The 23,424-nt window shown below is 61.3% G+C and carries 15 protein-coding genes and 4 pseudogenes; 18 read left to right on the top strand and 1 reads right to left on the bottom strand.

Features of this window, described 5'->3' with window-relative positions; genetic code table 11:
* From H146_RS22530 to H146_RS20065, 4 genes and pseudogenes are all read left to right on the top strand, one after another.
* A pseudogene (locus H146_RS22530) lies at positions 1-144 on the top strand (IS5/IS1182 family transposase); the annotation flags it as partial.
* A gap of 132 nt (positions 145-276) precedes the next feature.
* A pseudogene (locus tag H146_RS20935) lies at positions 277-813 on the top strand (cupin domain-containing protein); the annotation flags it as partial.
* A gap of 2 nt (positions 814-815) precedes the next feature.
* A complete protein-coding gene (locus H146_RS20930; protein WP_083920922.1) occupies positions 816-2,243 on the top strand; it encodes a phosphomannomutase in 1,428 nt (475 codons plus the stop codon).
* A 94-nt stretch (positions 2,244-2,337) separates the two neighbouring features.
* Positions 2,338-2,706 (top strand): annotated as a pseudogene (locus H146_RS20065) (UDP-glucose 6-dehydrogenase); the annotation flags it as partial.
* Positions 2,707-2,733: 27 nt separating this feature from the next.
* Here H146_RS20065 and H146_RS20925 read toward each other — a convergent pair.
* A pseudogene (locus H146_RS20925) lies at positions 2,734-2,922 on the bottom strand (hypothetical protein); the annotation flags it as partial.
* Between the two features lie 148 nt (positions 2,923-3,070).
* On the opposite strand from H146_RS20925, the gene H146_RS0116620 reads away from it, so the two are divergent.
* The 14 genes from H146_RS0116620 to rfbD form a co-directional block, all read left to right on the top strand.
* A complete protein-coding gene (locus H146_RS0116620; RefSeq protein ID WP_019953014.1) occupies positions 3,071-3,805 on the top strand; it encodes a class I SAM-dependent methyltransferase in 735 nt (244 codons plus the stop codon).
* A gap of 18 nt (positions 3,806-3,823) precedes the next feature.
* On the top strand, positions 3,824-5,419 hold the full coding sequence (locus H146_RS0116615) for a glycosyltransferase family A protein (protein ID WP_019953013.1): 1,596 nt from the start codon (positions 3,824-3,826) through the stop codon (positions 5,417-5,419).
* A gap of 108 nt (positions 5,420-5,527) precedes the next feature.
* The gene (locus tag H146_RS0116610) at positions 5,528-6,364 is read left to right on the top strand and encodes a glycosyltransferase family 2 protein (protein WP_019953012.1); all 837 of its coding nucleotides are present in this window, start codon (positions 5,528-5,530) and stop codon (positions 6,362-6,364) included.
* 262 nt (positions 6,365-6,626) lie between these two features.
* Positions 6,627-8,783, top strand: coding sequence for a coiled-coil domain-containing protein (locus H146_RS0116605; protein ID WP_019953011.1), 2,157 nt, complete (start codon positions 6,627-6,629; stop codon positions 8,781-8,783).
* The gene (locus H146_RS0116600) at positions 8,780-11,680 is read left to right on the top strand and encodes a glycosyltransferase (protein WP_026352068.1); all 2,901 of its coding nucleotides are present in this window, start codon (positions 8,780-8,782) and stop codon (positions 11,678-11,680) included. Before H146_RS0116605 ends, H146_RS0116600 begins: the two co-directional genes overlap by 4 nt.
* A 49-nt stretch (positions 11,681-11,729) precedes the next feature.
* The gene (locus H146_RS20395; protein ID WP_019953010.1) at positions 11,730-14,042 is read left to right on the top strand and encodes a glycosyltransferase family 2 protein; all 2,313 of its coding nucleotides are present in this window, start codon (positions 11,730-11,732) and stop codon (positions 14,040-14,042) included.
* A gap of 6 nt (positions 14,043-14,048) precedes the next feature.
* Positions 14,049-16,319 (top strand): glycosyltransferase family 2 protein, encoded by a 2,271-nt coding sequence (locus H146_RS19720; RefSeq protein ID WP_019953009.1) that lies wholly within the window; start codon positions 14,049-14,051, stop codon positions 16,317-16,319.
* Positions 16,320-16,329: 10 nt separating this feature from the next.
* Positions 16,330-17,364 carry a glycosyltransferase family protein gene (locus H146_RS0116585; RefSeq protein WP_019953008.1) on the top strand — a complete coding sequence of 345 codons (1,035 nt, stop codon included), beginning with the start codon at positions 16,330-16,332 and terminating at the stop codon, positions 17,362-17,364.
* A gap of 101 nt (positions 17,365-17,465) precedes the next feature.
* Positions 17,466-18,632, top strand: coding sequence for a nucleotide sugar dehydrogenase (locus H146_RS0116580; protein WP_026352067.1), 1,167 nt, complete (start codon positions 17,466-17,468; stop codon positions 18,630-18,632).
* Positions 18,633-18,697: 65 nt separating this feature from the next.
* Positions 18,698-20,056, top strand: a complete 1,359-nt coding sequence (locus H146_RS0116575; protein WP_019953006.1) for a hypothetical protein — start codon at positions 18,698-18,700, stop codon at positions 20,054-20,056.
* Between the two features lie 27 nt (positions 20,057-20,083).
* The gene (rfbB, locus tag H146_RS0116570) at positions 20,084-21,172 is read left to right on the top strand and encodes a dTDP-glucose 4,6-dehydratase (RefSeq protein ID WP_019951086.1); all 1,089 of its coding nucleotides are present in this window, start codon (positions 20,084-20,086) and stop codon (positions 21,170-21,172) included.
* 35 nt (positions 21,173-21,207) lie between these two features.
* Positions 21,208-22,089: a glucose-1-phosphate thymidylyltransferase RfbA gene (rfbA, locus tag H146_RS0116565; protein WP_019951085.1), complete on the top strand. Its 882-nt coding sequence runs from the start codon at positions 21,208-21,210 to the stop codon at positions 22,087-22,089.
* A 1-nt stretch (position 22,090) separates the two neighbouring features.
* Positions 22,091-22,642 carry a dTDP-4-dehydrorhamnose 3,5-epimerase gene (rfbC, locus tag H146_RS0116560; RefSeq protein ID WP_019951084.1) on the top strand — a complete coding sequence of 184 codons (552 nt, stop codon included), beginning with the start codon at positions 22,091-22,093 and terminating at the stop codon, positions 22,640-22,642.
* 8 nt (positions 22,643-22,650) lie between these two features.
* A partial coding sequence (gene rfbD, locus H146_RS0116555) for a dTDP-4-dehydrorhamnose reductase (RefSeq protein WP_019951352.1) occupies positions 22,651-23,424 on the top strand: 774 nt, incomplete at its 3' end.

Below are 23,424 nucleotides of genomic sequence, written 5' to 3'. Positions count from 1 at the left end.
CCCATCATCGGTCACATGAAAAGCGAAGGATTGCTGTCACGCTGTTATCTGAAAGGGCGCAAGGGCGATCGGATTCATGCGCTGCTGTGTGGTGTCGGCATGAATTTGAGGAAAGTCATGAAGAAGCTCAGGGAGCTTCTTTTTGTCTGTTACTTTTTCCGCTTTTCAGGTCTATTTTGGCGTTATGTCCGGTCAATGATCTTCAATTTTTTGTGCTCATTGGCCAGTATAAGGAGAGCCGAATTCGACTCCCCGGAAAAAATCGGGGTTTAGCAGGGGCGACTCATTAGTCATAGCACCGATAATACTTATGTCTTTGCCGAAGACACGTTGGTTACGACAATTGGCGTTCAAGACCTTATAATCGTACAAACCAAGGATGCCATTTTAGTTGCCGATAAATACAAGGCTCAGAATGTCAAGGATGTTGTGGCTGAGCTAAAGCGACTTGGTAGAGAAGAGTACAAGCTACACCGTGAAGTATATCGCCCTTGGGGAAAATACGAGTCGATCGATAGTGGTGGGCGTTATCAGGTAAAGCGAATTACTGTAAAACCGGGCGAAAAACTCTCCGTTCAGATGCACCATCATCGAGCGGAGCATTGGGTTGTTGTCTCCGGAACTGCAAGCGTGACCATTGATGGTGTAGTGCAGATGTTAACCGAAGATCAGTCGATTTATATCCCGGTAGGTGGTGTCCATGCACTGGAAAATCCTGGCAAGATTCCTTTAGAGCTTATTGAGGTCCAAAGTGGTGCCTACCTGGGAGAGGACGACATTGTTCGCTTCGAAGACCGATACGGGCGCAAGTAAAGATGTCTAAAAGTATCGACAATATTTTGGCCGATAGTGGTATAGCTTTCGGTACCAGCGGTGCTCGTGGTCTGGTATCGCAGTTCACCGAGGAGGTGTGCGCGGCCTTTTCTATGGCATTTCTAAGTGTAATGCAGGAACGAGGAAGCGTGTTACAGGTAGCGCTGGGTATGGATCGCCGGCCCAGCAGCCCGGAGATGGCTGCTGCCTGTGCGGCGGCAGCGCGAGCCATGAAAATCGAAATTATCGATTATGGCATTCTGCCTACGCCAGCACTGGCTCTTCAGGCGATGAGAGATGGCGTGCCAGCTATCATGATTACCGGTAGCCATATCCCTTTTGATCGTAACGGTATCAAGTTTTATACACCACATGGTGAGATCACCAAGGCTGACGAACAGCAGATTCTGGCGGTCTCATCAGAGCTTCCGGAGCTTGGCAATATCTGTCGTGGATCGGAAAGTGATATTGCCCATAAACACTATGTGTCCCGTTATACCGAGTGGTTCAAGGGTAGACCACTTACCGGACAGCGCGTAGGGCTGTATCAACACTCTGCCGCCGGGCGCGATCTCAACCATGAGGTGCTGGAAGCGCTGGGTGCCGAGGTAGTGGTGTTGGGACGCAGTGAGCAGTTTGTTCCTGTAGATACCGAGGCGGTTAGCGAGCCGGATCGCCGACAGGCACGTCTTTGGACAGAAGAGCATTGCCTTGATGCGCTTTTAACCACTGACGGTGATGGCGATAGGCCGCTGCTGGCCGATGAACGTGGCGAATGGTTACGTGGTGACATCTTGGGCTTGCTGTGCGCTCGTGAATTGGGCATTCAGGCACTGGCAATTCCGGTTAGTTGTAACACTGCTATCGAGGCCTGCGGGGTTTTCGATGAAGTAATGCGAACACGGATCGGCTCTCCACATGTGCTGGCTGGTATGGAAGCGCTAGCGTTACGTCACGATCGGGTAGCGGGCTTTGAAGCCAACGGTGGTTTTTTGCTGGGCGGCAGCATTGTGAAAGAAGATAGAGTACTGGCGACGTTGCCTACTCGTGATGCGTTACTGCCTGCTCTAACCTTAATGATCGCAGCTTCGCTTGGCGCGAAGCAACTTTCGGCATTAGTAGCTGATTTGCCTGAGCGCTATACAGCCAGTGATCGTCTGAAAAACTTTCCTGCTGAGAAGAGTCACGCTTTGATTGCGAGCTGGACGGCCGATCCGACTGCCATGCAATATGCTTTGGCTATTAGTTCTGCTGTGGTGGAACTCGATACTACAGATGGTCTGCGTGTCGTTCTTGAAAATGGAGATATTTTCCATTTACGCCCTTCAGGCAATGCACCGGAACTACGCTGTTATGTTGAAAGCGACGATGCTAAAAAATCCGAGTCGATGGCTTCTGCATTGCTTGAGAGTATCGAGATGCAAATATAGCCAGCATTGCTAAAACTTTATTCTCCAGCTCCGGTGAATACTTAAGATGCTATATAAGCTTTATGGCGTTTAAAAGACGAAAGGGTGCTGGCAAATGAAAATTGCCGTAGCAGGTACAGGCTACGTAGGCCTTTCAAATGCTGTTCTCCTGGCACAGCATCAAGAGGTTACAGCAATTGATATCGTCGATTATCGCGTCGAACAGATCAACGCTCACCAACCGCCGATCAAGGATGCCGATTTTGTGATTATTGCTACGCCGACCAACTATGATCCGGTGATCAACTATTTCGATACCTCGAGTGTCGAGTCCGTCATTCAGGACGTGATGCGGGTGAATCCGGATGCCGTCATGGTCATCAAATCCACGGTGCCGGTGGGGTACACCAAAGACGCATGTGAGCGCTTTGGCACCCAAAAGCTGATTTTCTCGCCGGAGTTTTTGCGTGAAGGCAGGGCGCTGTAGGATAACCTGCACCCCTCACGCATTGTTGTCGGCGAGCGCCTCGACCACGCCGCTGTTATCGAGGGCTTCAAGCAGCAGTAGAGCGCCACTGTCGCTGGTGGTGCGATGGCCGTTGAGCTCAACGCGGATGGACCCAATGCAGGACGGCATCCAGAGAGATGGGCTTTCACCCATGGCGAGTGGTCCTCCTGAATCAGGTTCTGGCTGGAACAGATTGATTCTACGGGAGGAAACACTCGCTATCTTCGTTTTTATCCCGCCCTCGTGAACAAGGCGGTTTGACACGTGCGATCTGTTCGGCAGCCACTGAAATCGCTTACCCTGCTCTTTTTCGGCGGGTGTCTTTTATTGAGGAGGGAGCATGGCCGACGATGCGGCGGCGTTGGAGAAAAAGCTGGCAGAGCATATTAAAAAGGGGGCCGACCGACTCAGTCGTGAACTTAAACAGGTGCAGCAGAATACCTATACGCAGCTGGAAGCCCTGTCGTGGTTGCAGGGACGGCTGTCGCTCAGGGCCCAGTTGCCGCCCCTGCGTGGCTGGGCGGCCTCCCCGGATGTGCTCCTGCGACTGCACTCCCACATTATGGCGGCAAAGCCGGCGGTGGTTGTCGAATTCGGTAGTGGGGCCTCCACGCTGGTGATGGCCGATGCCCTGCGCCAGAACGGCTTCGGTCAGCTGATCTCGATCGATCACAGCGGATATTATGGTGAGCAGACGCGCGCGACGCTGGATGCCGAGCATCTGACGTCCTGGGTTGACCTGCGTATCGGGGCGTTGCAGCCGTGGGAAGGGGAGCACCCCTGCCCCGAGGATTCCGACAAGCCGCCCTACTGGTACCCTGCAGGGCTTCTCGATGGTATCGAGGGGGTGGCGCTGATCGTCGTGGATGGCCCGCCCGGCGCTACCTGCCCCTTCTCGCGCTACCCGGCGGTGCCGGCACTGTACGACCGCATGGCGCCCGCTGTTCAGGTCTGGATGGATGATGCCAAGAGGAAGGATGAGAAGACCATCTGTGAACACTGGGCGCAGCACTACCCCCTTGAAGTGACGTTTCTACCGCTCGAAAAGGGGTTGGGGATTCTGAAAAGGCCATAAGCCGCCAGGAGTGACCGTATGGAGACGACTGCCTCTCGAGAGGCCGCCCTTGTGCGTTCGGATGACAGCTTCGAGCCCGACTGGTATCGGCGCCGCTATCCGGATGTTGCCGCGACCGGTCTTGACCCGCTGCGGCACTATCTGGAAATCGGTGAGCCGCTGGGGCGATGGGCCGGGCCGTCGTTCTGTGCGGGCTGGTATCGGCAGCGCTACGACGATGTGGCCAGGGCCGGTGCAAGCCCGCTGTTGCACTATATTCGCAGTGGTCGTGCGGAAGGGCGCCAGCCGCGGCCATTGAGCGCTATGGCGCTGGAGCCGGCGCTGCATGCGCCGGAAGACGATGCCGCCCACCAGCGGGCATTGGCCGAACTGGAGGCGCTGCGTCATGACGATAATGCGCTGGAAGCGGATTATGCCTGCTGGGTGCTGGCCCGCTGGCATGCGGCCAACCAGCGCTGGTGCCGGGCGGCGGAGATACTGACTGCCCGTGGGCCGGGCCATTGGCAGATGCCGGCCCATTACGGCCCGAGGCTGCTCGCGCTGGAGGCGCTGCTGCATAGTGGTCAATGGCAGGCGGCCCAGGCCGCCTGCCTGCGGCTGCTGCGGGATGCGCCCGATTATGCCGATGCCTGCCTGGCCATGGCCAACCTGCTGGCAGCCCAGGCGCCGGTCGGCTCGCAGGCCGAGCGGTCGATGCCGTGGGAGACGCTCCGGCTGCGCTGGGTCAATCGGGCGTTGCGCCCTGCGGGGCTGCAGGCTATCGAACTGGCGGACGCTTCACGGCCCTTGCTGTTGGATAACCTGCGCGGTGAACCCCCGGCGCGCTCGGCAAACGGGGAGAGCCAACCGCTGATCAGTGTGATTGTGCCGGTGTACAACGCCGAAGCCGTCCTGGCCTGTGCCCTGCGCAGCCTTCGCGATCAGACCCATGACAATCTTGAGATACTGGTCATCGACGATGCCTCCACGGATGGTAGTGCCGGGCTGGCGGCGTCCTTTGCCGAGCAGGATGCGCGCTTCCGGCTTATTCGTCAGTCCGGCAATCAGGGCACCTATGCCGCGCGCAATCGTGGCCTGCGAGAGAGCCGTGGCGCCTATTTTACGGTGCACGACAGCGACGACTGGTCTCATCCGCAGAAGATTGCGCTGCAGCTGTCAGCGCTGCAGGCCAACGCCGGCTGGCAGGCTTGCCGCTCGAGCTGGGTGCGCTGTACGGACAGGCTTGAATTCGGCGGCTGGCTGATGGAGCGGGGGTGGGTTTATCCCAATACATCGTCGCTGCTGTTTCGTCGCAGCGTGTTCGAGACTATCGGCTTCTGGGACCGAGTGCGGGTCAATGCGGATACCGAGTATCTCAACCGTACCCGGGCCGCGTTTGGCGCCAGGGCTGTGGGCGAGGTCCTGCCCGGCGTGCCGCTCTCCTTCGGTCGGATGACGCAGGATTCGCTGAGCCGCGATTCGGCAACCCACAGGCGCACCGAGTTCGGCGGGGTGCGCAGGGTGTATCACGAGGCGTCGCTGAAGTGGCACGCCGAGGCGTCGCGAGAAGCGCTCTATCTGTCCGAGTTCCCGCAGCAGCGTCCTTTTCCCGCGCCGGAAGGCAATCTGCCCTGATGAAGGGTCAGCCTTTTCAGGGTTGCCGGGGGGATGCCGGCGCGAAGTGTCATGAGGGCTCGGTCCAACGTATTGTTGGAATTTGCTCTTGAAAGGAAAAATGTGTCAATGAAGGTCGCCCTGGTCGCGATAGCGAAGGATGAAGCCAAGAGCCTGCCGGAATGGATCGCCCATCATCTGTATCTGGGGTTCGATGACATCATTGTTTATGACAATGAGAGTACAGATAACAGTGAAAAAATATTGGAGAAGCTCGGGGAGGCGTTGCCCGTCACCCGTAACCCGTGGAACAACAGGGAAATTCGCTCGCCGCAGCTGACGGCCTATAATCATTTCAGGCTACTGCACGCCAGCCAATACGACTGGGTTGCCTTTTTCGATCTGGATGAGTTTCTGGTCGTCAGGAATGGGGCAAGTTTAAAAACTGTGCTGAGCCAGTACCCCGATTCGGTGGCAGCCGTTGGCGTGAACTGGTTGACCCTGGGCAGCTCGGGGCAGGCCGGCAGCGACTATGAGCGGGTGACCGAGACCTTCCGCTGGGGGCCAAAACGTTCGTTCAGGAATAATGCGCATATCAAGACGATCATGCGGCCACCGAAAGTCAAAAGAGTGGATATTCACCATTGCGATGTCATCAGTGGCGATTATATACATCCGAACGGTGAGCCCCTCGAGTTTCCCTCCAAACCGGGTATTACGCAAAAGATCGAGCATTCGGTTTTGCAGCTCAATCACTATCAGGTCAAGTCGCTGGAAGAGTTTGAGGCGAAGATCAAAAAGGGGCTTGCCACCAGAAGGGCAGACGACCCGAAAAGGGTAAGGGAGAGGCCCCGGGTGCTGCTTGAAAAGCTGGACAGGCAGGAGGAGTTTTATAACGATGTCGACGCTTCGTTGTTTGAAAGCGATGTTTTCAAAAAGGTGGCCTCTCTGTTGTCCGATATTTGATCGGCGCTGGCGAATACCGGTGTCGGTCAGCACTCGCCGCAGCGCTTCGCTTCGCCGGGGTGGCCCGGCGTGGCAGGGACCACTGTGTGGATGGCCGTTCGAAAGGTATAGTGGTGCCCTGTTGCCATATGAATCAGTACATTGAAAACCGCCGTCAACGGTGCCGGTACAGCGTTCGGGAAGCTTTTTTATGCATGCGTCGGAATCAGTAGCATCATCTGCGATCGAGGTGGCTTCCCAGACTGCCTCGCGGGAGAGCGGCTTGACCCACAACAGTGTCATCAGCCAACTGGCCCAGGCCTCGATGTTCTGGCAGCCGGCTCATGCGCAGCCCGGCGAATGGCTGGCGCATCTGCCGTTTCTGTTCTGGCTGGTCGAGGCGCACTCCCCCCGCCGTGTCGTCAGCCTTGGCGTGGTAGACGGCACGCCCCATTTTGCGCTCTGTCAGGCGATTTCGCGGCTGCGGCTGGACACGCTGGCGTTCGCTGTGCCGGGCCGGCAGCCGCATTCGGAACGCGCATACGAGGCGCTTTCCAGCGGCAATGCGCAGCACTATGGGGCGTTTTCGCAGCTTGTCGACAGCGAACCGGTGAGGGCGGCGGAGCAGTTCGACAACGACAGCGTCGATCTGCTGCTGCTGGAGCTAACGGCCGACCGGGAGGACCTGCCCTACCTGCTGGAGCGCTGGCTGCCGCGTCTCTCTTCAAGGGCGGTGGTGCTGGTGCCACAGATCGGCCGGCACGACCCCCAGTGCCGGCTGTTCCGGGATTTCAATGCCCTGGCCGGGCGCTTTCGCGCGTTTCAGTTCCCCCATGGTAGCGGCCTGGGAGTGTTGTCGGTCGGCGATAATCCCACGCCCCTGCTGGAGAGTCTGCTGAGCTTCGGGGAGTCCGCCTCCGGTCAGCAGGTGGTGCGTGAGGTCTTCGCGCATCTGGGCCGGGCCCTGCAGGAGGGGGAGCGCCGGCGCGAGTTGCAGCACCGCAGCGAGGCGCTGGATGTGTCACTGCGCGAAGCCGCTGAGCGGCTCGACACCCTGACGCAGGAGTATCAGGGCGTTCAGGCATCGCTGGCGCAGAGCCGGGAAGAGGCTGCCGATGTGCGCCAGCGGCTGGAAAAGTCGGTTGAGCGGCACGCCACCGAACGTGGCCAGCTGGCCGAGCGCGCCAGCCTGCTGCAGGAGTGGCGCGATGAACTCAAAACCGAAACCGGCCAGTGGCGTGAACGCTTCGCGACCCAGCAGCGGCAACTGGAGTCGAGTGAGCAGACCCTGAAGGCCCTGCGCCAGGAGCAGCAAAGCCAGCAGGCGGCTCATGAAAAAGCGCTGGCTTCATTGCAGCAGTCGCTGGATGACGAAAAACAGCAGCATCAGTACTGGCGCTCCCGGGCCGATGAGTCGAGCCGGAGCCTGGAAGCCGAAGCCCATCAGCGGGAGTCCCTTGACGTTCAAAACGCTGAGCTGGCGCAGCAGTTGACGGCAGCCGGAGAGGCGCGTGAGGCGGCGGAGTCGTCGCTGGAGGCGGCCCACCAGCGCATCGAGGAGCAGCAGGGGGCGGCTCTGGAGGTGCAGAAGGCGCTGGATGAACGTTTCGAGGAGTTGAGCAAGCTGACGCAAATGCTGACCGAAGCGCAGGAAGGCAAGGCAGAGGCCGATGCGTCGCTGGCGTCTGCCGAACGCGAGGTCGAGGAAGCGAAGCGCCAGGTGCAGGAAAAGCAGCGCTCGATCGATACCCGCTTTCGTGAGTTGGCAAAGCTGACCGAGATGCTGGAGGAGAACGAACAGACGCGGGACAAGCTCTCCCGGCAACTGAGCGAGTCGCAGGCTCGTGAAGAGCGCAAGGTCGAGGAGCAGCGTCGCGCCCGCGCCGATGAACGTGCCCGCCATGCCAAAGAGATTGACAAAGCGAGGGCCGACGGTGAGCGCCGCGTGGAGGAGCAGCGCCGGGCGCGGACCGCTGAGCGCCGCCGCTATAACACAGACCTGGCGGCACTCGAGCAGGAGCGTGATCGTCAGAGCAGCGAGATCGTCCAGCTGGTGCGTGAACTCGAGAATGCACGGGCACCGAAGCTGCTGGCCGACCCCATGGCGCTGCGTCCGGCCCGTTATCGGCACAAGTCTCCGGGGCGCAAGCAGGCCCGCCTGGTGAAGCGTGAAGTCGAGGAGCTGGTGGCAAGCGGGCAGTTTCATGCCGAGTGGTATCTCAACACCTACCCGGATGTGGCGCAGTCGCAGAATTTCGCCGCTGCGCCGGCGCGTCACTATCTGCTGTTCGGCGGCTATGAGGGGCGTAATCCCAATCCTGAATTTGACTCCACAGGCTATCTTTCGCTTTACCCGGATGTGCTGTTCCGCGGCATGAACCCTCTGCTGCACTACATCCGCTTCGGCCAGCGGGAAGAGCGCCAGACCCGGCTATCATGACGTTTACGAGTGAAGATTGTGTCCGGCTCGAGGAGAGCCGGCTGTTTGAAGCGGACTGGTATCGGCGTGTTTATGCCGATGTTGCCAGAAGCGGTCTCTCTGCCTGGCAGCATTTCTGCCACCACGGCTGGTTGTTGAACCGTTGTCCCGGCCCGGGGTTCGATCCCGCGGCCTACCTCAAAGCCCATACGGATGTCGAGAAGGCCGGCCACAATGCCCTGCAGCACTATTTGCGCTTTGGCAGACAGGAGGGGCGGCGCATTTTTCCGGCAGCGATCGAGGCCGGCAGGCGCGATGAGAAGCCGCCGGCTCGATCCGCCGATAGCGCCTCCCCCGCCGCTCCCCGCAAAAGCGGTGGCGCGGTCATTGCCACGACGATACCGCAGCCTTCGAGTGACGAGGCCCGCCAGCTGAGCCGTAGCGAGTGGTTCGACGGGCACTGGTATCTCTCCGAATATGCCGATGTGGCGCACAGGGCGGCCAATCCGGCGGAGCACTATCTGCGCCATGGCGCTGCGGAGCTGCGCGACCCGGGGCCGCACTTCGAGACCGGTTTTTATCTGCGCCAGTGCCCGTCTCTGAGGGAAACGGGCGAGAATCCGCTGCTGCATTTCCTGCGGGAAGGGCAGCAGCAGGGTCTGCTGCCGCGCCCGGCGCGTCAGCGTCAGGCGTGGTGGGAGTCGCTGGCGCCGTCGTCGCCGCTGCCTTTCGATATACCCGCTACGCTGTCACGGTTGATGGCACAGGCCGCGCCGCCGGCGGTGATTCTGCCGGTCTATAACGCCGTCGAGGAGGTAGAGGTCTGTCTGGCGGCCCTGATCCGCAATACGCGCACTGCCTGCCGCATTATCGTCATCGACGATGCCAGCCCGGACCCGGCGGTGGCGGCGTTGCTGGCGCAATATCGCGATGTCTGGCCGTTCGAGTGCTACCGCAACGCGCATAACCTTGGCTTTACCGCGACGGTGAATCGCGGTATCGCGTTGGCCGGCCGCAGTGATGTGGTCCTGCTCAATTCCGATACCGAGGTGACGCCGGGTTGGCTGCGGCGCTTGAGAATGGCGGCCTGGAGTCAGTCGCGGGTCGCTACGGTGACGCCGGTATCCGACAACGCTGGCGCGTTTTCCGTGCCCGAACAGGGTACCAACGCGCTGCCGAACGGGGTGTCGTTCGATAGTGCCGGGCTGGGGCTGGCGCAGACGGCACTGCGCCACTATCCCTCGGTGCCCACGGGGAATGGTTTTTGTCTCTATGTACGCCGCGACTGTCTGGATGCCGTGGGGGCGCTGGATGCCGATGCCTTTCCGCGTGGCTATGGCGAAGAGAACGACTTCTGCATGCGTGCCGGACGCGATGGATGGTGCCATCTGATCGACGATGCCACCTTTATTCATCATGTCCGCTCGGCCAGTTTCGGTGAGCAGAAAACCGCGCTGATGGAGGCGGGGCGGGCGGTGATCGACAGGCGCTATCCGGAATACGCTCGGCTGGTGCGTGACCACTTCGGCGCTCAGCCATTGCGCGATGTGCGCGCCCGCGTGGCCGCGGTGAGCGGGCGGCTGGCCGCGGGGGCGGCCGATGCGCCGCAGGGGCCGACGCCGGCCAGGCCGCGCTGGCTGTTCGTGATCTCGACCCGGACGGGCGGCACGCCGCAGACCAATCGCGATCTGATGCAGGCGCTGGAACAGGAGGCGGAGTGCTTCGTACTGCGCTGCAATTCGCGTGTTCTGACGCTGCATTTTTTCAGTGAGGGGATTGAAACCGAGGTGGAGCGCTATCTGCTGGAAACGCCGCTTTCGGCCTTTCCGCACCGTAGCGCCGAGTATGACGCCCGGGTCTTCGACTGGCTGGTGCGCTACGATTTCGAGCTGCTGCATGTTCGCCATATCGCCTGGCACGGCCTGGGGCTGGTCGAGGTGGCCAGGGCGCTGGGGCTACCGGTGGTGTTCAGCTTTCACGATTTCTACAGCATTTGCCCCACCACCAAGCTGCTGGATGCGCAGAATCGTTTCTGTGCCGGGCGCTGTACGGCCGGTGAGGGCGAGTGTAAGCACGACCTCTGGCCGGCGGGCAGTCTGCCGCCGCTGCGCCATCGCGCCATCAAGGCGTGGCAGGGGCAGTTCGCTCAGGTGCTGGCGCGTTGCGATGCGTTCGTGACCACGACGCCGAGTGCGCGGCGCTATCTGCAGCAGATCTTTCCTCAGCTGACCCACCGCCCCTTTGCGGTGATACCGCACGGGCGTGATTTCGAGTCCCTGCCGGATCTCGCCTGCGAGCCCACCCCCGGGGCGCCGCTGAGGGTCGTGTTCCCGGGCAATATTTCCTTTGCCAAGGGAGGCGAGTGGCTGCGTCAGCTGGGCGAGGTGGCGCGGCAGCATCATCTTGAACTGCACCTGCTGGGCAAGGTTTCCAGTGATATCAGGCTGCCGGACACGGTGGTGAATCACGGCAGCTATGCGCGCGAGGAGTTTCATCAGCGGCTGGCCGAGATACGCCCTCATGCCGGTGCGGTGCTGTCGATGTGGCCGGAAACCTACTGCCACACTCTCACCGAGCTTTGGGCAGCGGGAGTGCCTGTCGTGGGACTGGATATCGGTGCGGTGGGCGATCGGATGGAGGAGGTCGGCGGGGGCTGGAAAGTGGCCATGGAGCCGACCCTCGATACGCTGCTTGCCACGCTGCGTCGGGTGGCCGACCCGGTATGCTGGCGCGAGCGCCATGCCGCTGTGCTGCGTTGGCAGCGGGAGTCCGGAAGGGCGCAGACCACGGCGCAGATGGCCTCCCGTTATCAGGCGCTGTACCGCTATCTGCTGCACGATGGCTGGAAAAAGCCCTGGGTGGACCGCCTGCCCGATGATATCGAAGAGGCCTTTTACGTGCCGGCAGGGAATGCCTGATGTTCAATAATGGCAGCCGCGACGTCAGCGGCGCTGTATGGAGTCTTCGTTGAAACTGGCGGTTGCGGCTATCGTCAAGGATGAGATCGACTCGCTGGCCGAGTGGATTGCCTTTCACCGGATGATCGGTGCCGACTATTTTCTGATCGCCGATAATGGCAGTCGTGACGGCACCCTGGCGTATCTGCAGGCCTTGCAGGATGAACGCTGGCTGCAGGTGGTCAGCGTCAATACGCCAGCGGATGAGGCGCCTCAACTGGTGGCCTATCGCAGGCTGGCGGCGCTGTGCCCTCAATGGGTCGATCTGATCGCCTTCATCGATGCCGATGAGTATCTGCTGCCGCTGCCGGCGGAGGGTGCAGTGGTGCCGCGCACCACGCTCCACGCCTGGCTGGACAGGCGCTTTCTTGATCCTGATGTCGGGGCCGTGACGATGAACTGGGCCTGTTTCGGCTCATCGGGCGAGCGTTTCAAAAAGGAGGGCCTGGTGATCGAGCGCTTTCAGCGCCGAGCGCTCAAGGCCTTCGGACCCAATCACCACTACAAGTCTATCGTGCGCCGCACGGCTTTGAAGCAGATGGTGAATCCTCATCACCCCGAGCTGACATTCGGCCGGCTGGTGAATGCCAGGGGCGAGGCGTTCGATTACCGCCTGACGCCTGAAGGCCGGGAGCGTCAGGGGCTTTCCAGCGAAGTGGTCTGGGAGGAGGCCCGGCTCAATCACTATATGGTCAAGTCGGTCGAGGAGTTCGTGCTGAAAAAGGCGCGTCGCGGCAGTGCGTCGAAGGTGGGCTACCACAAGACGGCCGAGTACTTCGAGCGGCACGATAAAAACGATGACGCCTGCTCTTTGGCGGCCGAACTGGGCAGCCGGGTCAATCAGGAGCTGCGCCATCTCGAGGCCATTGCCATGGTCGGTCAGAGGCTGGAGCGTGGCGCGCCGAAGGGCCGGCAGGCGAAGAGAGGCGGCCCCGGGCTGTTCGGGCGCCGGCGGCGGGAGGAGACGCCGCTGCGCGGCATGGTGATCGACAGCCCTGGCGCCGCGCAGCCGGCACGGATGGAAGGCGGCGAAACCCTTGTCACGGGTTGGCTCTTTCTCAGGGAGGCGTATGCCGAACTCAGCACCGCAGTGCGTCTGGTGGTTCGCTGGTCGCCGGAGTTTGAACTGAAGCACGCCCTCGGCGTGCGCCGTGACGATGTGCTTGCACACTATGGTCATGACGATCGCGATAGCCACCCTCAGCGATGCTGTGGCTTCCGGTTCCATCTGCCGTTGGAGGTCACGAGCTGTGAGCTGGAGCTGGAGCTGGGCCAGCAGCGCTGGCCGCTGCAGAGGCTGGTTATCGAGCGCCGGGAGGGCGATGCGCCGCCGGCGTCGGCAAAGGTGTATCAGGGGCAGGAGGACTGGCTGTTCCTGCGCGCGGATGCCAACCTCAGTGGCGCTCAGCATCGCGGGCAGCTGCTGCTCACCCACACGGGTATCGAGCAGTGGCGGGACTACTTCAGTGCCCTGTCAGCACTCGCAGCGCTGCATGGGGTGTCTCACCGGGTGCTGGTGGTGCCCTCCAAGGAGGCGGTACTGGAGTCGGCCTATGGTGTGCCCCGGGCGGCGCTGACGGCGGTCGATCAGGTGCTGCAGCAGCAGCCGGCCGGGGCGGTGCTCTATCCGGTGGAAGAATTGAAGGCACTGGGCGAGCATGCCTTTTATCGTACCGATACACACTGGACACATCGCGGTGCCATGCAGGCCACGGTGGCGCTGGCCGAGTCGCTGGGCCTTGAGCGCAGCGCTGTCGAGGCGCTGTTTGCGCGGGATCGGTACCGGGCCGTCTCCCACCAGGGTGACCTGGGCGGCAAGCTCGAACCGCCCCGGTCCCGGCGGGTGGATGTTCTGCACTCTTTTTCCAATGCGCAGCTGAAAGTCTACGATAATGGCGTTCCCAACTTCGGCCGGCTGGCGATCTTCGACAACGACGCCGCCCCGGTGGATGGCGTGCTGTTGTTGTGTGGCGCATCCTCCAGTGCCGGGATGTTCAATTATCTGGCACGCCTTTTCTCCCGGGTGATTTTTGTCCATACGGCGGGCAATCTCGATCCCTCCCTGCTGGCGGCCTTTACGCCGGATTATCTGGTCATGCAGACCACTGCCCGCTTTGCCATTCGCCCGCCGACGACCGCTTTTTCGCTCGAGCAGACGCTGTGCGACAAGATTGACCGTCTGGATGATCGGGAGATCGAGGCCATGCTCAAAAAGCATGTTGTATCGGCCGAGGGCACCGGCAAGCGGCTCTGGGAACGCTGGGAGGTTCTTTATCAGGACAGGGTGGCCAGGCGCCAGCGCGCTCCGGCCGCCAATGGGTGACAGCAGATGAGCAAGGTGCGTGTGATTCGCGGGCGCTATCGTCGGCTCTTTTTTCAGCCCCCCGGCCTCAGGGTTTTTCCACGGGTCATGCCCATGGGGAATATGAAGGCGTTGCAGGGGGCGCAAGGTGCAGGGCCGCCCTATGAGTGGCAAGCCGACAGGGGCGCCAGTTTTATCCTGTTGGGCACAAGGCCCACGGTCGGCTGGAACATGATTGAGCTGGGGGTGACCCACGATCAGCGTTCTGCGGCGGCCCGGATTACGCTGGATGTGGGGCGTGGCTTCGAGGAACGTCACAGTTTTTACCTGGTGGTACGCGGTGGCAGGATTTCCAAAAGAATCTTCTTTATCCCCTATGGCACTCGGCGTATTCGGCTTGAACCTCTGGTGGAGCAGTCGGGATGTTTCAGAATCCACCATTTCCAGATCGTATGGCTGACGCCGCGATTTGCGCATGACCGGATGATCCGGCGCCTCGGTTATGCGGACGCCCGTTTTCAGCATCCTGACAGGAGAGCGGTCGTCGATCTTCTCCGCCAGGAGGAAATCGACGAGGGCATCAGCTGGAAGAAGCTGCTTTATACCTATTACGAAGCCACCTTCGTTCACTGCTCGCCGGAAACCAGCTATGCGTACTGGCAGGAGCATATCGAGATTCTGCGCGAGCCTTCCCAAAAGAAGGTGCGCCGCCTTCAGCAGCAGTTTGTCGACCCGGTGCGTATTGCCGTCGTGCTGGTGGCGCACAATGGCGCCGTTCAGCACCTGGCAGCCAGCCTCGGCGCTGTGACCGAGCAGCGCTATCCCCACTGGCAGCTCTTTGCCGGCGAGGCGCTGCTGGAAGAGGCAGAAGTGCTGGCGCAGGCTCGGGGCATGGCGGCCCGGGATGACAGAATTGGGCTTTTGCCGGGCAGTACCGAAGAGGCATTGAGCGCCTGTATAGCAGCGTCACCGGATTACGTGATGCTGTTGCGCGTCGGCGACAGGCTGGCACGCAATGCGCTCTATCACATTGCCCATCAGTGTCAGATGACGCCGGGGGGCGCTCTGATTTATGGCGATGACGATATCATCGATGCGGCGGGTGAGCGCGTCCTGCCCAACTTCAAACCGCGCTGGAATGACGACTATCTCCTTGCGGCCAATTATATAGGCCATGCAGCAGCGTTCTCCTGCGAGCAGTTACAGCGCTATCTCGCGCAGCGGGAAGACCCCGGTGACGTCGATGTGCATGCCCTGATGCTGGCGAGTGGCAGCCAGTGTGAGCGCGAGCGTGTTCATCACCTTCCTTTCGTGATCTATCACAACGATGCAGCGAACTGCCGACATCCTATGGCGGCCAATGCCACCAGCCAGCGGGCTGTTGAAAGCTTTGTGCAACGCCTGGATGCGAATGCGCGCGTGCGCCCTGTGGATGACATCGGCCTGAAAGTGAGCTGGCCTGCGCCCGAACCGGCGCCGTTGGTCAGCCTGTTGGTGCCGACCCGCGACCGGGTGGAGATACTGCGCCCCTGCGTCGATACGCTGCTGGCGATCACCGATTACCCGAACTATGAGATCCTGATTCTCGATAACCAGTCGAGCTGCGCGGAAACCCGGCGCTATCTGGATGAGATACAGCAGGACGCGCGAGTGCGCGTTCTGGCCTGGAACGAGCCGTTCAACTACTCATCGATCAACAATTACGGTGTGGAGCAGGCGCATGGTTCGGTCATCGGGCTGGTCAATAACGATATCGAGCCCATCAACCCGGGCTGGCTGACCGAGATGGTGGGTCATGTCTGCCGTGCCGAGATCGGCTGTGTCGGGGCCAAGCTCTACTATCCCAACGATACAGTGCAGCACGGCGGCGTCATCCTTGGCCTGGGCGGCGTCGCCGGCCATGCTCACCGCTTCTTTCCGCGCGCGCATGGTGGTTTTCAGAACCGGCTGAGCCTGGTGCAGAATCTGTCGGCGGTGACCGCCGCCTGTCTGCTGGTACGCCGCGCGGTATTCGAGGAGGTCGGTGGGTTGAACGAGGCGGACCTGCCGGTGGCCTATAACGACGTTGACCTGTGTCTCAAGGTACGCGAGGCGGGCTATCGAAACCTCTGGACGCCGTTTGCCGAGCTTTATCACCATGAGTCCATTTCACGTGGTGTCGATGACAACCCGACCAAACGCGCCAGAGCGAAACGTGAAGTCGATTACATACGCTATCGCTGGCGCGAGGCGCTGCAGCAGGATCCGGCCTACAACCCCAACCTGACCGTGGCGTATGAGGATTTTTCGCTGCGCTGAGGGGGCACCAATGACAACGCCATGGCTTCTGCTCAGCGACGGCGCGACACCCACCGAGGATATCTATTTTTATGCGTCGGTGGCTCCGGCGTGGCGCAGCGCCGGGGTATCGGTAACACGCCGGCCGGTAAAGGGCTGGGCGGGCATGAAGGCGTTGCCGATGCGTCGGCGCTGGTTCGGCGCCAATGTGTTGATCTGCCGTTCGCTTTTGCCTTCATGGACACGATGGCTCGAGCGTCACCGCCACCGCTTTGGTCGTATTGTCTATCTCATCGACGATGATCTGCGCGCTGCGGCCGAAGACCCCGATCTGCCGACAGGCTATCGCGAACGTATGGCAGGCCTGGCCGCGCAGCAGCCACGCTGGCTAAAGCTGGCCGATGAGGTCATAACCTGTGCTCCTGCTCTGGCTGATCGTATGCGCCGTCTGCACCGCAATGTCAGTGTGCTGACGCCGCCGATGCTGGCGTCACTGCCGTCGCTTGAACACTTCGATCAACCACCTGCAGCCGAGACGCCCTGGCGTATCGGTTTTCACGGCACCCGCGCCCACCTGGCGGATCTGGCCTGGCTTGGTCCGGCACTTAAGGCCATGCAATCACAGCGCTGTGATACCCGGCTCGAAATCATGCTTGGTCAGCATACGCCGGCGGATTTAAGTACGCTGCCGCGTACGGTAACGCCAGCACCGCTGCCCTGGGCGTCGTTTCGCCGCTATCAGCGTGAGTGTCGAATGCATATCGGTCTGGCGCCGCTTCGCCCCACGCCTTTCAATATGGCAAAGTCGTTTATCAAATTTTTCGATATTACCGCCATGGGCGGCGTAGGCCTCTATAGTGACCGAGAGCCCTATCGCGCTATTGTCCGACACGGCGAAAACGGGTTTCTGCTGGAGGATGACCCGCTGGCATGGCGCGATGCCTTGCAGTGGCTCTTGGATAACCCCGAGCAGGCGGCGCGGATGGCGTCTTCAGCGACGGCGACGGCTCGCCGCATGGGCGATACCAGGTTGACAGAAGCGTTCTGGTCAGCCCGGATATCGTAACGATAAGTTAACCAATATCTTCCGCTTGAGTTCTCCGGTTTTTTAGATATTTGCCAGCGCATAGTGTGAGTGTCATTCATTATTTTGAAAAAGAGAGTGTCATGAAAATTGCAGTTGCAGGAACGGGATATGTGGGGCTTTCCAATGCGATGCTTTTGGCACAGCATCATAATGTCGTCGCAGTCGATATTGTCGAAGAGAAGGTGGCGCTGCTGAACAGGGGCATTTCCCCCATCGAAGACGCTGAGATATCGGCTTTTCTGAGCAGGGAAGACCTGCATTTTTCGGCAACGCTGGATGCCGAAATGGCGTATGAGGAGGCGGAATTCGTCATCATCGCGACGCCGACCGATTACGACCCGGTCACCAATTATTTCAATACGTCGAGCGTCGAGGCGGTCATCGAGAAGGTCATGGCCGTCAACCCTCGGGCCACCATGATTATCAAGTCGACCGTGCCGGTCGGCTATACCCGAGACGCCTCGCTTCGTTTTGCTACCGATAACCTCATTTTTTCGCCCGAATTTCTGCGCGAGGGCAGGGCGCTTTACGACAATCTTCACCCTTCGCGAATCATTGTCGGGGAACGCTCGACGCGCGCTGAAACCTTCGCGGAGATGCTGAAGCAGGGCGCGCTCAAGCAGGAAATCGAGGTGCTTCTGACCAACAGCACCGAAGCCGAGGCGATCAAGCTTTTTGCCAATACCTACCTTGCCATGCGAGTGGCCTACTTCAACGAACTGGATACCTACGCCCAGACGCACGGACTGAACGCCAAACAGATCATTGAAGGTGTGGGGCTGGACCCGCGCATTGGCCAGCACTACAACAACCCGAGTTTCGGCTATGGGGGGTACTGCCTGCCAAAGGATACCAAGCAGCTTCTCGCCAACTATGAGGAAGTGCCCAATAATCTGATTGGTGCCATCGTCGATGCCAATCGCACACGCAAGGACTTCATTGCACAGTCGGTTATCAACCGTAATCCGAAGGTCGTGGGTATTTACCGCCTGATCATGAAGTCAGGGTCCGATAACTATCGTGCTAGTGCCATGCAGGGGGTGATGAAGAGGCTCAAGGCGAAGGGCATCGAAGTCGTCGTCTACGAGCCGGTACTGGAGGAACCGCTGTTTTTCAATTCCGAGGTGTTCGCCGATCTTGATGCCTTCAAGGCACGCTGCGATTTGATTCTTGCCAATCGTATGACCGATGAGCTCACTGATGTGAATGACAGGGTGTATACGCGGGATCTTTTTGGCGGTGACTGAATGCCTTTCGGGCACAGCCTGAACGCATCCAGCGTTGAGCGCGTACCGGGTCAGGAGGACCATATATGACGTCACGTCAGCAAGCCGCTTCCCATATCGCGGCGGCGCTGAAAGAGGAAGCGCGCGGCGGTTCCTTTGTGCTTTTTCGCGGCCAGTATCGTGAGCTGCCGGTGGTGGCGCTACCCATCGAGGTGCCGCTTTATCGTCCCGAGAACGGCCGTCTGATCAGTCAGCTGCGCCGCTATCTGCATGAACAGGGTGAGGAAGAACGCGCTTTCGCCGAGCGGATCGAATCCCCCGACGTGCAGCAGGTACTGCATGCGCTATTGATCAGGCTGGCGCGGGACGAGCGCGGTTCGATCTACGCCGAGCTGCGCGACCAGGCACAGCAGACCGAGCCGCTTTTGATGACCCGCGATGGGGTGGTAGTCAACGGCAACCGTCGGCTGGCGGCAATGCGCACGCTGCTTGGTGAAAACGGCGAGCGCTACGCTTCTTTCAGCACGCTTCGTGTGGCGGTCATGCCGGAAGAGACCACGCCCGAGGATATCGAGTACGTCGAGTCGGCGCTGCAGCTCGCCCCCGAGGTAAAGCTCCCCTACACCTGGACCAACCGGCGCCTCAAGCTGCGCCGCCAGCGCGATACGCTCAAGCTGCCGGTGGCGCGCATTCTGGAGAGCTACCGGCTCCCCGACGAAGAGAGCCTGAAGCGCGAGCTGGAAGAGATCGAGCTGGCGGAAGCCTGGCTGCGCGACTATCGCGGCGAACCGGGTGACTACGGGCAAATCGAGGAGTGCGAAGAACTTTTTATCGCGCTCAATGCGCAGCTGCGCACCATGAAGGAGGGCGGCTCCAAAGCGCTCTGGCGGTTGATCGGCTTTGCGATGATTCAGGCACGCGGGGCGCGTGGTGTGAATCCGCTGGGTTACTTTCCCTTTACCGCGCCACGCCCTGTGCAGGCCCCTGAACAGGCGCCGCTGCGGTTGGCGCAGTCGCGCGCTATTGTCGACGCCGAAGCCGAATCGCTCGATGAGGGGCAGCGCGCTTCGCTGGAGCGTCTGCTGTCGCAGCCGGCGGAAGCTACCGAGCTGACCCGTGAGATCACTGATATTCTCGATCAGCTGCGTATCGAGGCCAATTACCACGAAATGCCCGGGCGTCTTTTGCAGCATGTGCAGCAGGCGCGCAAGCTGGCGGAGAAGATAGAGGCGGAGCGCCTGACGGCCGAACAGAAGGCGCAGATCGGCTCTGAACTGGCGGCCATTGGCTACCACAGCCGCCGCTTTCTGGAAGATGACCGCGAGGCGCCGCCGCCCGTTTCGCCGGCGCGACGTAAATGGCGCAAGCTGCGTGAAGACCCACAGCGCTTCTGCCGCGACTCCAGCAACCCGGTGCTGCGCTGGTTGGGTGAGCGCTGGCGCTGATTAAACCCATCCAATGTTGTGCTAATGATGAAAATTCTTGTAACCGGCGGTGCCGGCTTTATCGGTTCGGCGGTCATTCGCTATCTGATCAATGAGACCGAACACAGCGTGGTCAACGTCGACAAGCTGACCTACGCCGGCAACCTGGCCTCATTGGGTCAGTCGGCCGAGAGCCCGCGCTACGCCTTCGAGCGGCTCGATATCGCCGATGCCGATGGCCTCAATGCGACTTTCGAGCGCCATCGGCCCGATGCGGTCATGCATCTGGCCGCGGAGAGCCACGTGGACCGCTCGATTCACGGCCCCGCCGATTTCATTCATACCAACCTGGTCGGCACCGGCGTGCTGCTGGAGGCGGCGCGGCGCTACTTCGAGGCGCTGCCCGCCGCGCGCCGCGCGGCGTTTCGCTTCCATCATGTGTCCACCGATGAGGTCTACGGCGATCTCGACGGCCCCGAGGGGCTTTTCACCGAAGAGACCCCCTATGCGCCCAGCTCGCCCTATTCGGCCAGCAAGGCGGGCTCCGACCACCTGGTGCGCGCCTGGCACCGCACCTATGGGCTGCCGGTGCTGGTCACCAACTGCTCCAATAATTACGGCCCCTTCCATTTCCCCGAAAAGCTGATCCCGCTGATCATCCTCAACGCCCGCGCCGGCCGGCCATTGCCGGTATATGGCGACGGTGGCCAGGTGCGCGACTGGCTCTATGTGGAGGACCATGCCCGGGCGCTGGTGCGCGTGCTGGAAGCCGGCGAGGTGGGGGAGACCTATAACATCGGCGGCCACAACGAGCACCGTAATCTCGAGGTGGTCGAGCGCATCTGCGCGCTGCTGGAGGAGTTGGCGCCCACTCACCCCGAGGGCGTGGCGCGCTACGCTGACCTGATCACCTACGTCACCGACCGGCCCGGCCATGACAGACGCTACGCCATCGACGCGGAAAAGATCGAGCGTGAGCTGGGCTGGCGCCCGCAGGAGTCCTTCGACTCCGGCCTGCGCAAAACGGTTGCCTGGTATCTAAACAACGACGACTGGATTGCCGGTGTGACCAGCGGCGCCTACCGCGAATGGACCGAGCGCCAATATGGGGCGCCGCCGGGCAGCGGTACACCATAAGGGCAGCAGGCATCCAAAAGGACGGATCTTCCGATATGAAACGAAAAGGCATTATTCTGGCCGGCGGCTCCGGCACCCGGCTGCATCCGGTAACCCTGGCAACCTCCAAGCAGCTGCTGCCGGTGTATGACAAGCCGATGATCTACTATCCGCTCTCCACCCTGATGCTGGCGGGCATTGACGAGATTCTGATTATCTCCACCCCCCGCGACACGCCGCGCTTCGAGGAGCTGCTGGGCGACGGCCGCCAGTGGGGCATTCGCATCGAGTACGCCGTGCAGCCCTCGCCTGATGGTCTGGCGCAGGCGTTCATTATTGCCGAGGATTTCCTCGCCGGCGCGCCGAGCTGCCTGGTGCTGGGCGACAACGTTTTTTACGGCCACGACTTCCAGCCGCTGCTGGAGCGCGCCATGGCGCAGGAAAGCGGTGCCAGCGTGTTCGCCTATCATGTTAACGATCCGGAGCGCTACGGCGTGGTCGATTTCGATGAGAACGGCCGCGCTACGTCGCTGGAAGAGAAACCGGCGGTGCCGAAATCGTCCTATGCGGTCACCGGGCTCTACTTCTACGACAGCGACGTGGTCGAGATGGCGAAAAATCTCGAACCCTCCGACCGCGGCGAGCTGGAGATCACCGACATCAACCGGCTCTATATGGCGCGCGGCGATCTGCAGGTCGAGATGATGGGGCGCGGCTTTGCCTGGCTGGATACCGGCACCCACGATTCGCTGCTGGAGGCCTCGCACTTCGTCGCCACCCTCGAACATCGCCAGGGGCTCAAGCTCTGCTGCCCGGAAGAGATCGCCTGGCGCCGGGGCTGGATCGATACCGAGGCGCTGCTGGCGCTCGCCGCGCCGCTGGCCAAGAGCGGCTACGGCCGGTATCTGCAACAAACCGTCAAGGCGGAGCGACGCTGATATGCAGGCTATCGAGACCGAACTGCCGGAAGTCGTGATTCTGGCGCCGAAGGTGTTCGGCGACGAGCGCGGCTTTTTCATGGAGAGCTTCAACCGCCGCGCCTTCGAGGCGGCCACCGGCTGTCGGCGCGAGTTCGTGCAGGACAACCACTCGCGCTCGCGCGGTGGCGTGCTGCGCGGCATTCACTACCAGCTGGAACAGACCCAGGGCAAGCTGGTGCGGGTGACCCACGGCCGGGTGTTCGACGTGGCGGTCGATCTGCGCCGCGCCTCGCCCCGTTTCGGGCAGTGGACCGGAGTCGAGCTTAGCGGCGACAACCACCGCCAGCTGTGGGTACCGGAAGGCTTCGGCCACGCCTTTCTGGTGCTCTCCGAGCAGGCCGATTTTCTCTACAAGGCGACCGATTTCTATCATCCCGCCTCGGAGCGCTCGATTCGCTTTGACGACCCGCAGATCGGCATTGTATGGCCCGAGGCGCAGGCCGCTGAGATGGCCCTTTCCGACAAGGATCGCGCCGCACCGCTGCTGGCCGATGCCGAGGTATTCGAATGAGCAATGGCATGGAAACCGGTGAACCTCTCGACTATCTGATTCTGGGCGCCAACGGCCAGGTGGGGCGCGAGCTGAGCCGGGCACTGCAGCCCTTCGGCCACGGCCGCGCGCTGGGCCGCGCCGAGTGCGACCTGGCACACCCCGGGGCAGTGGCCGAGACGGTGCACCGGCTGAAGCCGAAGGTGGTGGTCAATGCCGCCGCCTGGACGGCGGTGGACCGCGCCGAAGAGGAGCCCGACCGGGCGCACCGCCTCAACGCCGGCGCGGTGGCGGAGCTGGCCGGCGCCTGTGCCGAAAGCGGCGCCGCACTGGTGCACTACTCGACCGATTACGTGTTCGAGGGCAGCGGCGAGACGCCGCACGGCATCGACGCGCCGCTGGCGCCGCGCTCGGTGTATGGCCGTACCAAGCTGGAGGGTGAGCGGGCGATCGCCGCCGCCGCTGCCAAAGCGATGGTGCTGCGCACCAGCTGGGTATACGCCGCCCATGGCCACAACTTCGTGCGCACCATGCTGCGGGTCGGGCGCGAGCGCGATCAGCTGAAGGTGATCGATGACCAGATCGGTGCGCCTACCTGGGCGGCCACCATCGCCGACACCACGGCGCTGGCACTGCACGACTGGCGCCGCAGCGGCTGGGCCGACGACCGCGCCGGTAGCTGGCACCTGACTGCCGCCGGCGCGGTAAGCTGGCACGGCTTTGCGGTAGCGATTTTCGAGGAAGCGGTGGCGCTCGGGATCATGGGCGCCGACGAGGTGCCGCAGGTGGTCGCGATTCCTTCC

The organism is Kushneria aurantia DSM 21353, assembly GCF_000382245.1.
Taxonomy (GTDB): Bacteria; Pseudomonadota; Gammaproteobacteria; order Pseudomonadales; family Halomonadaceae; genus Kushneria; species Kushneria aurantia.
Note: the sequence above shows the minus strand (reverse complement) of the source record. Positions and strands in the feature narration are given on the sequence as shown.

Excerpts from the sequence above, each read along its gene's own strand:
- H146_RS0116615 (WP_019953013.1), top strand. The coding sequence starts at position 3,824 with ATGGAGACGACTGCCTCTCGAGAGGCCGCCCTTGTGCGTTCGGATGAC.
- H146_RS19720 (WP_019953009.1), top strand. The coding sequence starts at position 14,049 with ATGAGCAAGGTGCGTGTGATTCGCGGGCGCTATCGTCGGCTCTTTTTT.
- H146_RS0116610 (WP_019953012.1), top strand. The coding sequence starts at position 5,528 with ATGAAGGTCGCCCTGGTCGCGATAGCGAAGGATGAAGCCAAGAGCCTG.
- rfbA (WP_019951085.1), top strand. The coding sequence starts at position 21,208 with ATGAAACGAAAAGGCATTATTCTGGCCGGCGGCTCCGGCACCCGGCTG.
- H146_RS0116620 (WP_019953014.1), top strand. The coding sequence starts at position 3,071 with ATGGCCGACGATGCGGCGGCGTTGGAGAAAAAGCTGGCAGAGCATATT.
- rfbC (WP_019951084.1), top strand. The coding sequence starts at position 22,091 with ATGCAGGCTATCGAGACCGAACTGCCGGAAGTCGTGATTCTGGCGCCG.
- H146_RS0116585 (WP_019953008.1), top strand. The coding sequence starts at position 16,330 with ATGACAACGCCATGGCTTCTGCTCAGCGACGGCGCGACACCCACCGAG.
- H146_RS0116600 (WP_026352068.1), top strand. The coding sequence starts at position 8,780 with ATGACGTTTACGAGTGAAGATTGTGTCCGGCTCGAGGAGAGCCGGCTG.
- rfbB (WP_019951086.1), top strand. The coding sequence starts at position 20,084 with ATGAAAATTCTTGTAACCGGCGGTGCCGGCTTTATCGGTTCGGCGGTC.
- H146_RS0116575 (WP_019953006.1), top strand. The coding sequence starts at position 18,698 with ATGACGTCACGTCAGCAAGCCGCTTCCCATATCGCGGCGGCGCTGAAA.
- H146_RS20930 (WP_083920922.1), top strand. The coding sequence starts at position 816 with ATGTCTAAAAGTATCGACAATATTTTGGCCGATAGTGGTATAGCTTTC.
- H146_RS0116580 (WP_026352067.1), top strand. The coding sequence starts at position 17,466 with ATGAAAATTGCAGTTGCAGGAACGGGATATGTGGGGCTTTCCAATGCG.